We start from the raw sequence: 12,829 nt of genomic DNA, 5'->3' as shown, positions 1-12,829 counted from the left end.
ATCACCAAGACAATGGGTCTTGTGATGTCTCCCTTTTTGTTTAAGCAAAAAGCGAAGGAGAGCGATAGCATGGGGAACATTTGGAGCAAGGACATAGGGCCGGGAGGCAAATGGTCAGGGGTAATTGGCAAGGGGAAATTGATTCGTTTGACTGCGCTGGAAGCGGGCGCGAATGTGTCGATCCAGTTGTACCACGCGAAGGATCTGACGGAGCGCTACAATATGCCAGATACATTGAAGGCGCAGCACACCGCTCATTTGACCCGAGGCAATGTGCTGATGAGCGATAACGGCCGGGCGATGGTAAGCATCGTGGAAGACAGCTTAGGCTGGCATGATCCACTTAGTGGATACACAAGCCGTGCGGCAACAGATGCCAAGTACGGGGCGACGAACTATCAGGAGCTGCGCAATGATTGGCTGCGGAGCGGCCAAGAGAACTTTGCCGTGGAGCTCGTTCGCAATGGTCTAAGCATGCGGGATATGATGCCGGTCGTGAATATATTTTCCAAAGTCGTCGTGGATGACAACGGGGATATGCGGCTCAGCTTAGATCACTGTCCAGCAGGGGCAACAGTCACGCTAAGGACGGAGCTAGATACATTGGTAGTCCTGTCCAACACGCCGAACCCGCTTGATCCGAGAGAGAGTTATCCTTCCGTGCCTGTCAAAATCGAAGTGCTCGCATCAGCACCTGTTAATGAAGATGATTTTTGCTTGAATTATCGCCCGGAGAATCGCCGAGCTTTTGAAAATACATGGGAATACCACATACTGTTAGGTTCTTAATAGAAAAGACAATGCGGAGGAGGCAGGAAGTATGGCTGTATTTAATCGAGTAGAAAGCCCTCGTCAAGTGGAGGATGCCATATATAGTGAAGTGATTCAGGCGGGAGATGGCTGGATGCGTGTCCTGAAGCCAGGACAAGTGATGCGGATCGTGGATTTGGAAGGCAATCAGGCGGCAGACACGTTGTTCTTTGATGCGGAGAATCCAGAGGATCACTACAGTGCAGTGGCGACAATCACGGGTCAAAGCAACATTTACTTGAGCACTGGATCCATCCTGAGAGCTGAGTCAGGCAAGGAGCTACTGAAAATCGTCGCTGACACCTGCGGGCGTCATGATACGGTCGGCGGTTCGTGCTCAGCGCAAAGCAACACAGTACGTTACTCGCACGACAAGTTGTCGATGCACAACTGTCGCGATACGTTCATGCTGCAGTTGGCTGGGCAGGACGGTGTGTATACGAAGCGGGATTTGGCGCCGAACATCAACTTTTTCATGAATGTACCCGTGACGCCGGATGGTGGTTTGAAATTCGATGATGGCGTATCCGCGCCAGGATGTTATGTCGAAATGCAGTCCATTGGCAGCACGATGGCACTGATCAGCAACTGTCCGCAGCTTAATAACCCATGTAATGCCTATAACCCGACGCCGATTCAGGTGCTCATCTGGGATAAATAAAGAACATACACATGAAGGAGTGGTTACGATGTTTACAAAAGTGCTAATTGCCAACCGTGGCGCGATTGCCGTACGTATTGAGCGTACATTACGCAAACTGGGAGTTCAATCCGTAGCTGTGTATACAGCTGCTGATCAAGATAGCTTACATGTGGATGGAGCCGATGAAGCGGTTCTGATCGGTGAGGGGCCAGCGAAGTCGAGTTATTTAAATACCGAGCTGATTCTGCAAACAGCGCTCGAAACCGGTGCCCAAGCGATCCATCCCGGTTATGGCTTCTTGAGTGAAAATGCGGATTTCGCCCGCGCTTGTCGCGAGCATGGCATTGTATTCATCGGACCGACTCCAGAGCAAATGGAGATGTTCGGACTCAAGCATTCTGCGCGTGAGATTGCCGAAAGAGCAGGCGTTCCGATGCTGCCAGGCACTCCGCTAATCACGGAGCTTGAGGAAGCTTTAACGGAAGCGAAGCGTATCGGCTATCCTGTTATTCTGAAAAGCACCGCCGGCGGCGGTGGTATCGGGATGCGCGTGTGTGCCGACGAAGCGACGCTGCGAGCGGCATATGACGGTGTACGTCATTTGGCCGAAACGAATTTCAAAAACGGGGGCATGTTCCTCGAGAAATACATTGCTCGTGCGCGTCACGTAGAGGTGCAAATTTTCGGTAACTCCTTAGGTGAGGTAGTAACGCTAGGTGAGCGCGATTGCTCCATCCAACGCCGTAATCAGAAGGTCATTGAAGAGAGCCCAGCTCCGAACCTGTCGGACGAAGTACGTGAGGCGATGTTTGCTTCGGCGAAACGTTTGGCTGCTGAGGTAGGCTACCGCAGTGCGGGTACGGTCGAGTATCTTTACGATCCAGATACGTGTGAGTTTTACTTCTTGGAAGTGAACACGCGTCTTCAAGTGGAGCATGGCGTGACGGAGGAAGTGCTGGGTGTTGACCTCGTGGAGTGGATGGTGCGTGAAGCAGCACTCGAGCTGAATGATCTGCAATCGCTGATCCGCAAGCCGCAAGGCCACAGTATCCAAGCGCGGATTTACGCAGAGGATTGCCTTCAACAGTTCCGTCCGAGTGCGGGTCAGGTGGATCGCGCTGTGTTCTCTAGCGAAGCTCGTAATGAGACGTGGGTTCGTGATGGTTTGACTGTAACGACACTCTATGACCCGATGCTGGCTAAAATCATTGTTCACGGCAAGGACCGCTTAGACGCGATCCATAAATTAGTAGAAGCGTTGGCTGAAACGCGCATGTATGGGTTAACGACGAATCTGCAGTATGTACGTGCACTTCTGCAAGAAGAGGCATGTCTGAGCGGCAATGTCTACACGCAATTGCTGAATACATTCGAGCCTACAGAGCGCGCACTTGAAGTTGTTGATGGCGGTATTCAAACGACGGTGCAGGACTTCCCAGGCCGTATTCGCCATTGGGATGTCGGTGTACCACCGTGCGGACCGATGGATCCGTTATCGTTCCGCATCGGGAATAAGCTGCTAGGCAACGCCGACGATGCGCCTGGTCTTGAAATGACGCTGCGTGGCGGCTCCTACAAGTTCCGCAGCGACATGTGGTTCTGCGTAACCGGTGCGGATATGCAAGCAGAGCTAGATGGGGAGACGGTTGCTACGTACCGTCCGGTGTTGGCTTCGAAAGGGCAAGTGCTGAGCTTCGGCGAAGCTCAAGCGGGCATGCGTACGTATTTGCTCATCGGCGGCGGACTCGATATGCCGAAGCTGCTAGGCAGCTCATCCACGTTTACGTTGGGTGGCTTCGGGGGGCATGGCGGCCGTGCGCTGCGCACGGGCGATGTATTGGGTGTCAACGAAGGCGGCGAGAACCGTGTTCAGGATGTGTTTGAATTAGCGCCAGATCATCGCCCAGGAATGACACGCGAATGGACGATTGGGGTCGTGCCTGGACCACATTGTACAGGTGAGTTTTTGCGCACAGAGTATCTAGATCAATTGACAGAAACGAGCTGGGAAGTGCATTTTAACTCCTCCAGAACTGGCGTTCGTTTGAAAGGGCCTGCTCCACTATGGACGCGCGAAGACGGTGGGGAAGCGGGACTTCACCCGTCCAACATTCACGATAATGCCTACGCGATTGGTACGCTGGATTTGACAGGCGATATGCCGATTTTGCTAGGGCCAGATGGACCGAGTCTCGGTGGGTTCGTATGTCCAGTGACGACGGCATCGGCTGAGTTCTGGAAGCTAGGTCAATTACACCCTGGTGACTCCATCCGTTTCCACCTTCTGACGCTTCCTGAAGCAGAAGCACTGCGTGATCTGCAAGAGAGCAACCTGCGCGCGATTGGCGATGGGCATTTTGACCAATTGGTACACGTGCAGTTGCCTGCTGTAAATGAGGAGATTACGCCAGAGTATCCGCGACTTTTCCATGAAGTAGAGAACCGCCGATTCCCGATCACGATTCGTTGCTGTGGGGATCAAAACTTGCTCGTCGAATACGGTGAGCTAGAGCTGGATCTGCTGCTTCGCTTCCAAGTGCAGGCTTTGATGCAGGCCATCGTGGAAAGTGGTTCCATTCCAGTACTTGATCTGACTCCGGGGATCCGCTCTTTGCAAATTCATATTGATCCGTCCCAAATTACGGTAACAGAAGCATGCCAAAAGGTAGTCGAGATCGACGCTGCTCTCCCTCCTTTGGAACAGTTCCGTGTACCATCGCGTATTGTGCGCTTGCCACTGTCATGGGATGATCCTTCAACGCAGCTTGCAATCGAGCGCTACCAACAAGGCGTGCGTCCAGATGCACCTTGGTGTCCAAGTAATATTGAGTTTATTCAACGGATTAATGGCCTAGACACCATAGATGAAGTGAAAAAAATCGTATATGAAGCGAACTACCTCGTACTAGGGTTAGGGGATGTGTATCTGGGGGCTCCAGTGGCAACGCCGGTTGATCCTCGTCATCGTCTAGTCACAACGAAATACAATCCAGCTCGTACGTGGACACCAGAAAATGCCGTCGGTATCGGCGGAGCTTACATGTGTGTGTATGGGATGGAAGGTCCTGGCGGATATCAATTCGTAGGACGCACCATTCAAATGTGGAATCGTCTGCGCTCAACGGAGAGCTTTCAGACGGGTAAGCCTTGGTTATTGAGATTTTTTGACCAAATCCAATTCTATGAAGTGAGTGCGGAAGAGCTGCTGCAGCTGCGCGAGGATTTCCCTCGTGGCCGCTATGAGGCTGACATTCAAGAGACGACTTTTGATCTAGGTGAATATCTCCAATTCCTAAGTTCTATAGAAGAAACAACGGATACGTTCCGTACCCAACAACGTGAAGCGTTCAGAGAAGAGCGCGAGAGTTGGAAAGCCAAAGGACTTGCCGAATATGTCTCCGAGCAGGAGACAGGGGATGCTGCGCCGGAAGATGAATTGCCTGTAGGGACTGTGGCTGTACGCGGTATTATGCCAGGAAGCGTGTGGAAAGTACTCGTGTCCCCAGGTGAACAAGTGAAGAAGGGTGACCAACTGGCAATTCTCGAAAGTATGAAAATGGAATTCCCGCAGCACGCGCCTTGTGATGGTTATGTGTCAATGGTTGGTGTGAAGCCAGGGGATCAGGTGCATGCCGGACAACTAATTCTTGGTATTGCACAATCTGCGTAAGGGAGAGGTGAAGAGGTCATGGGCATTACAGTGGCAAAAGAGTTAACGTTATCTTACTTGCGAGAAAAATATGAAGCGGGCACATTATCTCCACAGGAGGTCATGGCTACTATAGTAGAGCGTTCCATCGCGGATGCTGACATGAACATTTGGATTACACCACCGTCGATGGATGCGATTCAGCCGTACTTGGATCGTTTGCCATTTCTCTCGAAAGCAGATGCGCCTCTCTGGGGGATTCCGTTTGCGATCAAAGATAACATTGATCTAGCTGGTGTTGCGACGACCGCGGCCTGCGCGGAATATGCGTTTACGCCGGATAAGCATGCGGGTGTCGTAGAGAGATTAATTGCTGCAGGTGCCATTCCTGTAGGCAAAACGAACCTCGATCAGTTCGCGACGGGCTTAGTCGGCGCTCGCAGCCCTTACGGCGACGCGCATAACGCGCTGCGTCCTGAACTGATCAGCGGCGGCTCGAGCTCAGGCTCAGCCGTCAGCGTAGCCCGTGGCCAAGTGGTATTCTCACTTGGCACGGATACAGCTGGCTCCGGCCGTGTGCCGGCAGCTCTGAATCGCCTAGTCGGCTATAAGCCGAGTCTCGGCGCATGGCCGACCAAGGGGGTCGTGCCAGCCTGTGCGAGCCTCGACTGCGTCACGGTCTTCGCGCATACCTTGGCGGATGCGCTTGTCGTAGACAGCGTGGCGCGGGGCGTCCACGCGGAAGACCCTTGGTCGCGCAGCGTGGTGCGCAAGCCTGCGGGACTGCCTGCGAAGATTTGCCTGCCGAGCGGTGAGCTAGGCTTCTATGGACCTTACGCTGCGGAGTATCGTGCAGCATGGTTGCAGGCTGTTGAGCAGGTGCGTGAGGTTAGTCGGCGTGAGGGTATTGTAATTGAAGAGATAGATGTTGAGTTATTCTCGCAGGCTGCGGCGATTTTATATGAAGGTCCATGGGTGGCTGAACGTTGGGCCGATATTGGACCGTTTATCGAAGCGAATCCAGGTGTAGCTTATCCGGTGACGGAAAAGATTTTGCGTTCTGGCGCAGCTAGCGAGTACGATGCAGCATCGGTGTTTGTTGCGATGCATAAGCTGCAGCGCTATAAGTTGGAAGCTAGGAAGCTATTGCAGGATGCGGTGCTTGTGATGCCGACCTGCGGAGGCACTTGGACACGCGAGCAGGTGCTTGCGGACCCTATCAGCACGAATCGCGATATGGGTCGTTACACGAACCATTGCAACCTGCTGGATTTGTGCGCGGTTGCTGTGCCTGCGGGCGATGCGGCGCCGGAGACGCCTTTTGGGATTACACTCTTCGCGGTAGCGGAAGAGGAAGGGTTGATTTGTGGGGCTGCGGAGTTGCTGGTTGCTGGCGCTAGTGGTGGCGTGAAGGCGGAGGTTGCTGCGGCGAGTGCGGGTGTGATTGTGAGTAGCGGCGTGAATGCTAAGGCAAGTGCAAGGGCGGATAGCGCCGGTGCTGCGCAAACGACGCTGGTGGCGGTTTGCGGGCTGCACATGCGTGGCTACCCGCTGGAGAAACAGATGCAAGGCTGTGGAGCGCGGTTCATCCGGGAGGATGAATCCGCGGCGAAGTACAGCCTTGTGAAGCTGCCGACATCCCCTGCGAAGCCGGGGATGATCAAGCAACAGCAGGGTGGCGCGGCCATCCAGCTGGAAATTTGGGAGATGCCGCTCGAGGCATTCGGCGGCTTTGCAGCAGCGATCCCGGCTCCGCTCGGGATCGGCAAGGTTGAGCTCCGGGACGGCACGGAAGTCCCGGGCTTCGTTTGTGAAGCTTACGCGGCCGAAGGCGCGGAAGATATTACGGCGTTGCGCAGCTGGCGCAACGTGGTTTAACCAAAAAGAGAAGCGCATGGCGGTATCGCCTGCGCTTCTCTTTTTCTTATTTACTGTTGGCCTAAAGGGAACAACATTTTAGAAGCAAGAGCACTGAATTGTGAGCTCTCCTTTTCATTAAGGGTATCCGTTATGGCTTTAATTTGACGCCCGATCTTACTGCTTACGACCTGAATCAGTTTATGTCCCTCGGCTGTCACCTTTACATGAATGACACGACCATCGTGGGGGGAAGGACTGCGTTCAACTAACCCCCGGCGCTCCGCGCGATTGATCAATCCGGTAATGCTGGATTTGTCGAGGTCGAGGTATTGGGCTAGCTGTAACATACTTAATTCTCGATCACGTAAAATGCCGAACAACCGAATCTGAATGATGGAAACATCGTATTCAGCTCCGACTCGGGTAAGGATTCCTTGAACAAGGAAGGATAATTGTATCAAACTATCCATAATTGAGAGGTTTTCTTGAAAATTAGTGTTTTTTTCGTTCACCATGATTCACTCCAGATAAGCTCAGATATTCGTATACAGCCTATATGTATATTTCAATTTTTATTTTATCATAAAAGTCATTGACATTGTACGTGGCACAAACTATATTGTTTGTATCACGTACTAATTTGCATCTTAGGAGGTTATGACGAAATATCGATGAGTAAAAGTAAACGAGTTTGGATTCCTTCAATTATAGCTGTCGGCATTGCTGTGCTCTTTTTGGGCTATTTTTGCTACTATATTTCCCTGCACGGGAACGGAGATACTGATCTCAAACGTTTGGCAACGGAACAAATGGAAAGAGGTGTGGTCGAGCTTCCCGTTCGAATAGGGATACTTTTTAACGATTTTGGTACGTATGCGGTTTATCTTGGAGCGGTGTGTATTTCCTTGTTGTGGTTTAAGCGAGGATTGAAATCTCAATCTAAGATCGTCCGTGTCATTGGAAAGTGGATTCTTAAACTTCACGAAATTTCGGGCTGGGCAGCATTAGTCCTCGTGTTTGCGCATGGTATTTATTTTTTAATCAAAGAAATTCATGTTCAACATATTTACTCCGGCGCTGCCAGCTTTATCTTCCTGCTGACCATCGTGGGATACGGCTTTTTGATTAGGAAAGTACGGAATAAGTGGATGAGAGCCATTCATCGTTACCTGGCAATTGCCTGGATCCCCGTACTTTGGATTCATGCGGGTAAGGATGTCATATTCGTGGCGGTTGCAACCTTTGCAGTAGTGCTTTTGGTTAACATGCTCGAGAAAGCGAGTGTTCGTTCGAATGACGAAGCTCAAAAGACTGCTAAAAGTAGGTGACCAAAGGGTGCTAGAAGGAAAAGATGCAAATCAGCTTCGGTTTCCTGATGGGAAGACCGTCACTTTATTGGAACAAGGGAAGGATGAGCGGGGGGACTTTTTACGGATTGAGCATCAAATACCCAAGCAAGGAGCAATGAATTCCCCTCATTGGCATCCGATCCTTACAGAATCCTTCGAGGTGAAGCAAGGTTTAGTCAAAGGGATCGTAGATGGCGTAGAAAAAGTGCTCGGCCCTGGCGAGCGTTTAACCATTCATCCGAAACAGGTGCATCAATTTTTTAACGTTGGCCTAGAGATATTGATCGGGATCCATGAGGTTCGCCCTCCCGGATGTCATTGGGACATGTTTAAGCTGCATCACAAGCTGGAGTGCGAAGGAAAGTTGAGTAAAAGGGGAGTTCCTTATAATCCGCTTTGGCTCGGGATGTTATGGAAATATGGCGAGGGATATGATGCAGGTGCTCCAGCCGTTGTGCAAAAGGTGCTACTTGGTGGATTGGCTCGTCTCGCCAAGGCTCTCGGATATCGTGTCGATTAATGAAAACCTATTACAAGAAATGAAGGTGTAGCAATGGATCAGAAGAAGACGGTTCTCCTGGTCATGGGGAGTATACGAGCAGGCAGAAATTGCCCAAAAATCACAGCATGGGTCGAGTATATCGGTCGAGCGAATTCAAATTACGAATATGAGATCATCGATCTGGCGAAATGGCCGTTGCCGATGGACGATGAGCCGGGAATCCCCGCCTTGGGAAGCTACAGTCAGCAGCACACGCACGCGTGGAGCGAAAAGATCAAGAGTGCAAGTGGCGTGATTTTCGTCACACCGCAGTTTAACTGGGGTTATCCGGCGGCACTCAAAAACGCTATTGATCATCTTTACCACGAGTGGCGGGATAAGCCGGTCATGATCGTGACCTACGGCGGTCATGGCGGCCGCCGATGCGCCAAGCAGCTAAGGCGGGTAGCGGTTCGGCTGAGGATGCGCATCGTGCCGACGTCTCCTGCACTCCGATTATCGGATGCGGTTATTCGTGAGGGAGCCGAGCTAATACCAGATCGTGATTTTCGCGATTTCGCGCCGCGTGTTCAACGAGCATTGTCGGAATTAGCTGACCAACTCGAAGGCCAAGAAAGCGTCCTGGCACGAATACGTCGGAATTGGAAGGTAGCGTTAGCTGTGTTTTCTTGAATAAGAAATGCAGCCTTCTAAATCCAAGTAATGGCTGATCGGCTGAGTTTGTTTGTACTTCTTTGGCCGATGAGCTCGTCAGCCGTTTGGCGGATGATCTGAATGCCGTCCTCGATCTCTTTTTCATTTGTGCGAATAATGCTGAGGCGCAAGCTGTTCGCGCTTTCCACGCTTGGAAGGTAGCATTGCATCGTAGGAAAAACATGCACGTCCTTCTGACGAAGGGCCGGGACTAGCTCCTCTGCCGCCAGATGATGGGGTAGCTCAAGCCCGGCAAATATACCGCCAGTTGGTTGGCTTAGACGGAAACCCTCGTTTAAATATCTGCTGCAAGCCTTCTGCAGAGCCTTCATTCGGACGCCATAGCGTTCCCTCATCAAGGCGGCATGGCGTTGAAACAATCCGCTGCCCAGATGAATCTCCAAAGCGGCTTGTGAAAGGGCAGATGTGCTTAAATCGCTCGAAGATTTGTACATTCGGAACATAGTCATTAATGCTGCGGGAAGTACAGCGGCGCCAAGTCGCAGGCCGGGCAGCATGATTTTGGAAAAGCTTCGAATGTAGATGACGCGCCCCGAATTATCATAGCTGCAGATTGGATCGGATTTGCTGTCTGTTTCCAAGTCTGCGAGATAATCATCCTCCACGATATACACATCATATTTCTCCGCCATGGCTGCGATGGCTTCTTTCTCTCCGCGTGACAAGCTGGTTCCGAGCGGGTTGTGGTAACGGGGGACCGTATAGAAAAATTTAATGGCATTGTTCCGAAAATGCCGCTCTAGTTCATCTAAATCAAGGCCTGATTCCGTTCGAGTAATGCCGATTACAGTTACCCCGAGGAGGCTCAATAATCGCAACATTCCCGCATAGCAGGGCTGCTCGACTAAGATCGCCGATTTTCCATTTGGGAACGGCATGGAGGCAAGCAAGTGAAGCGCTTGTTGGGCGCCGGAGACGACGCAGATCCGTTCAGGTCCAGCAAAAATCTGTGAGGCTGCGAAGTGTCGGGATAAAGCTTCGCGCAGCGATGGAAATCCGAGCGGATCACCGTATGTAAAAAGCCGATCCCCGTATAGCTGTATCGCCCGGTTCAACCCGTGCTGAATTTCTTCATACGGGATAATGCCAGGATCCGGTGCAGCCACGGCGAAATCAATACGCCCTTCCGGCCGATCCTCAGACTTGGAGGAACGATCAATTACGTAGTAGCCACTCTTCGGTACCGAGTAGATGAGGTGTTCTTTTTCCATTTCCTCGATAGCTCGAATTACGGTGTTTTTGCTGCACGCCCAATGCAGACTAAGCTCTCGGATAGACGGCAATTTACCGCCAGGCTTGATCACCCCGCTGTTAATCTGTTGTTTCAGATAATCCTTCACATTTTCGTATTTCATGATCTTTACACCCCAATCTGTATGGGTATAGTTAATGGATAATTCATTTTTCACTTCTAACTGTTACCATTATACTAAACATATTACGTATCGTGAACTATGGGAGGTATACAGATGGAATGGATTCATGATTGCTTGCCTTACAGAATCAGTGACAGTGTAGAAGAACTGCAGCCGGATGTGGTTTTTGCTTTATTGAAGAGCAGCTACTGGGCGGCTGAACGGTCGGAGGAAACCATCAGGAACAGCTGGAAGGAATCACTTTGTTTTGGAGTCTATAGTGCGGACGGGCTTCAAGTAGGTTTCATGCGGGTTGTAACGGATGGCGCAACTTTTTCCTGGCTGTGTGACGTGATCGTCGATACGGAACATCGTGGCAAAGGACTCGGCAAATGGATGATGGCCGTTATGGTCGACCATCCTCGTATTCGCCAAACGAATATTTATCTGGGTACACGAGACGCTCATGGATTATATGAGAAATACGGCTTCGCGCGACGGGAAATGATGATCCGCAGAGTAGCTCAATAACTAGTGAGTAACGATGGATGAAAAAAAGTGAGAGAGAAAGAGCCATCCGTAAAGGATGGCTCTTAAATTTGCAGCTTTAGCTAACGCGGAGAAGTTCTAGTGTTTCTCCTTAAAAGGTAGAATATGTAGATTTCGTATTGTATAATTCTAGCATTACAGAGTCTTTATAGTAATCAACGAGGGACTCATAGAGTTGTCATCGGAAAAACAGATTCTTTTAAAAAGGAGTTATGGGATGGCAGATTCAAAGCCGAGGTTATTTATTGGATCATCTTCAGAAGCAAAACCTTATGCTACGGCCGTAATGCGCGAGTTACAACGCTATGCAGAGATAACTCCTTGGTTTGCTGGCGTTTTTAAAGTGAATAGTGCAACTATGGATGATTTAGAAACACAAGTGGACCATAACGATTTTGCTGTTTTTGTATTCGGACCGGATGATATCGTTGACTTTCGAGGAAAAACGGTATTAGCCCCAAGAGACAATACCATCTTTGAGATGGGCTTGTTTTGGGGACATTTACGGAGAGATCGTGTATTTTACATTGTCCCAATTCAATCGAGAAAAACGTATCAAGGTACGGAAATTACCGAATTTCATATTCCTTCTGACCTACACGGATTAACATTCATTACATATGATGCAAGTATGAGTAATAAAGATGCTGCAGTAGTAACTGCATGTGATTCTATCCGTCAAAAAATAGATGAACTAGGCTCATTTGTAAATCCAGCACATCAATCGTTAATTAGTTTTTTGACACAATTTAGTAAGGACCTTCTAACTGATCCGGGACGTAAATATGATTACGTATATGAAGCCATCAGAACTGCCTACGATACTAATACTTTTGCTAGTGCCAAAGTGTCCGGAGCTGCGGTTTGGGCAGTAGAGGGGACAGATGGCATTAGACAGGTCGCTGGAAATGTGGGACGAGGGAAGTTTTATCATTTTAAGGATTATCAATCCAAGAGTGCCACAAAACCATTAGTGATTGACGTACATTTAACTGGGACAGAGCAAGCTCTCCTGTACAATAAAACGGGCGTTGCGAGTGTATATTTACTGTGTTATCCTGTTGGTAAGGAGTTAGTCGTTACTATTCATCTCACGATCAACGGAGGGGTGGCGACTACGCGACTGGAAAGTATGATGGATGAGAATCAGGAGCTAATGAGTTCAATCCACTATATTTTTGGAGGTGAAGTAATATGAACAGAAGAAACATCCGCAAAGCATTCCAAAAGGGTGCTGTTCAAGGAACAGGTACCTCGGGTAAGGTGGTTGAAAGGGTATTAGCGCCTACGTTAGGCCTTGGGGAAGATACTGCAGGTATCGTTGTTTTAAAACGAAAAGCGGAGTATAAACGTCCTGCGATGTTAAGTTGAAATTGCACTCATAGACAACACGATTGT

General features: G+C 50.2%; 12 protein-coding genes. 10 read left to right on the top strand and 2 right to left on the bottom strand.

What is annotated here, in order from left to right; genetic code table 11:
• Positions 1 to 69: 69 nt before the first annotated feature.
• From AC58UX_RS13705 to atzF, 4 genes are read left to right on the top strand one after another with little or no spacing between them, the layout of a single operon-like run.
• Positions 70 to 789, top strand: coding sequence for an urea amidolyase associated protein UAAP1 (locus AC58UX_RS13705; RefSeq protein ID WP_497253441.1), 720 nt, complete (start codon positions 70 to 72; stop codon positions 787 to 789).
• Positions 790 to 820: 31 nt separating this feature from the next.
• Positions 821 to 1,471, top strand: a complete 651-nt coding sequence (locus tag AC58UX_RS13700; RefSeq protein ID WP_497253439.1) for an urea amidolyase associated protein UAAP2 — start codon at positions 821 to 823, stop codon at positions 1,469 to 1,471.
• 28 nt (positions 1,472 to 1,499) lie between these two features.
• Entirely contained in the window at positions 1,500 to 5,123 is a 3,624-nt protein-coding gene (uca, locus tag AC58UX_RS13695; protein WP_497253437.1) for an urea carboxylase, read from the top strand.
• An 18-nt stretch (positions 5,124 to 5,141) separates the two neighbouring features.
• Positions 5,142 to 6,980, top strand: a complete 1,839-nt coding sequence (atzF, locus tag AC58UX_RS13690; protein ID WP_497253435.1) for an allophanate hydrolase — start codon at positions 5,142 to 5,144, stop codon at positions 6,978 to 6,980.
• Between the two features lie 50 nt (positions 6,981 to 7,030).
• On the opposite strand, the gene AC58UX_RS13685 is transcribed toward atzF, so the two are convergent.
• The gene (locus tag AC58UX_RS13685) at positions 7,031 to 7,432 is read right to left on the bottom strand and encodes a MarR family winged helix-turn-helix transcriptional regulator (RefSeq protein WP_497253433.1); all 402 of its coding nucleotides are present in this window, start codon (positions 7,430 to 7,432) and stop codon (positions 7,031 to 7,033) included.
• 201 nt (positions 7,433 to 7,633) lie between these two features.
• Here AC58UX_RS13685 and AC58UX_RS13680 point away from each other — a divergent pair, with 201 nt between their 5' ends.
• Genes AC58UX_RS13680 through AC58UX_RS13670 form a run of 3 tightly spaced genes read left to right on the top strand, consistent with a single transcriptional unit; the run spans position 7,634 to position 9,485 of the window.
• On the top strand, positions 7,634 to 8,290 hold the full coding sequence (locus tag AC58UX_RS13680) for a hypothetical protein (protein ID WP_497253431.1): 657 nt from the start codon (positions 7,634 to 7,636) through the stop codon (positions 8,288 to 8,290).
• Complete coding sequence (locus tag AC58UX_RS13675) at positions 8,256 to 8,831, top strand: cupin domain-containing protein (RefSeq protein ID WP_497253429.1); 576 nt, start codon at positions 8,256 to 8,258, stop codon at positions 8,829 to 8,831. The genes AC58UX_RS13680 and AC58UX_RS13675 overlap by 35 nt, the downstream gene beginning before the upstream one ends.
• A 33-nt stretch (positions 8,832 to 8,864) precedes the next feature.
• Complete coding sequence (locus AC58UX_RS13670; protein ID WP_497253427.1) at positions 8,865 to 9,485, top strand: NADPH-dependent FMN reductase; 621 nt, start codon at positions 8,865 to 8,867, stop codon at positions 9,483 to 9,485.
• A 17-nt stretch (positions 9,486 to 9,502) separates the two neighbouring features.
• Here the strand turns inward: AC58UX_RS13670 and AC58UX_RS13665 are convergent, their stop codons facing one another.
• Positions 9,503 to 10,882 (bottom strand): aminotransferase-like domain-containing protein, encoded by a 1,380-nt coding sequence (locus AC58UX_RS13665; protein ID WP_497253425.1) that lies wholly within the window; start codon positions 10,880 to 10,882, stop codon positions 9,503 to 9,505.
• 114 nt (positions 10,883 to 10,996) lie between these two features.
• Between AC58UX_RS13665 and AC58UX_RS13660 the strand changes: the two genes are divergently transcribed.
• From AC58UX_RS13660 to AC58UX_RS13650, 3 genes are all read left to right on the top strand, one after another.
• Positions 10,997 to 11,413, top strand: a complete 417-nt coding sequence (locus tag AC58UX_RS13660; protein ID WP_497253423.1) for a GNAT family N-acetyltransferase — start codon at positions 10,997 to 10,999, stop codon at positions 11,411 to 11,413.
• A 235-nt stretch (positions 11,414 to 11,648) separates the two neighbouring features.
• A complete protein-coding gene (locus tag AC58UX_RS13655) occupies positions 11,649 to 12,629 on the top strand; it encodes a nucleotide-binding protein (protein WP_497253421.1) in 981 nt (326 codons plus the stop codon).
• Positions 12,626 to 12,802 carry a hypothetical protein gene (locus AC58UX_RS13650; RefSeq protein ID WP_497253419.1) on the top strand — a complete coding sequence of 59 codons (177 nt, stop codon included), beginning with the start codon at positions 12,626 to 12,628 and terminating at the stop codon, positions 12,800 to 12,802. Before AC58UX_RS13655 ends, AC58UX_RS13650 begins: the two co-directional genes overlap by 4 nt.
• Positions 12,803 to 12,829 lie beyond the last annotated feature (27 nt).

The organism is Paenibacillus sp. J22P90 (genome assembly GCF_059692195.1).
Note: the sequence above shows the minus strand (reverse complement) of the source record. Positions and strands in the feature narration are given on the sequence as shown.

Bases quoted from the DNA above. Each gene is read 5' to 3' on its own strand.
- AC58UX_RS13680 (WP_497253431.1), top strand. From the start codon at position 7,634: ATGAGTAAAAGTAAACGAGTTTGGATTCCTTCAATTATAGCTGTCGGC.
- AC58UX_RS13700 (WP_497253439.1), top strand. From the start codon at position 821: ATGGCTGTATTTAATCGAGTAGAAAGCCCTCGTCAAGTGGAGGATGCC.
- AC58UX_RS13650 (WP_497253419.1), top strand. From the start codon at position 12,626: ATGAACAGAAGAAACATCCGCAAAGCATTCCAAAAGGGTGCTGTTCAA.
- atzF (WP_497253435.1), top strand. From the start codon at position 5,142: ATGGGCATTACAGTGGCAAAAGAGTTAACGTTATCTTACTTGCGAGAA.
- AC58UX_RS13685 (WP_497253433.1), bottom strand. From the start codon at position 7,432: ATGGATAGTTTGATACAATTATCCTTCCTTGTTCAAGGAATCCTTACC.
- AC58UX_RS13665 (WP_497253425.1), bottom strand. From the start codon at position 10,882: ATGAAATACGAAAATGTGAAGGATTATCTGAAACAACAGATTAACAGC.
- AC58UX_RS13660 (WP_497253423.1), top strand. From the start codon at position 10,997: ATGGAATGGATTCATGATTGCTTGCCTTACAGAATCAGTGACAGTGTA.
- AC58UX_RS13670 (WP_497253427.1), top strand. From the start codon at position 8,865: ATGGATCAGAAGAAGACGGTTCTCCTGGTCATGGGGAGTATACGAGCA.
- AC58UX_RS13655 (WP_497253421.1), top strand. From the start codon at position 11,649: ATGGCAGATTCAAAGCCGAGGTTATTTATTGGATCATCTTCAGAAGCA.
- AC58UX_RS13675 (WP_497253429.1), top strand. From the start codon at position 8,256: ATGACGAAGCTCAAAAGACTGCTAAAAGTAGGTGACCAAAGGGTGCTA.
- uca (WP_497253437.1), top strand. From the start codon at position 1,500: ATGTTTACAAAAGTGCTAATTGCCAACCGTGGCGCGATTGCCGTACGT.
- AC58UX_RS13705 (WP_497253441.1), top strand. From the start codon at position 70: ATGGGGAACATTTGGAGCAAGGACATAGGGCCGGGAGGCAAATGGTCA.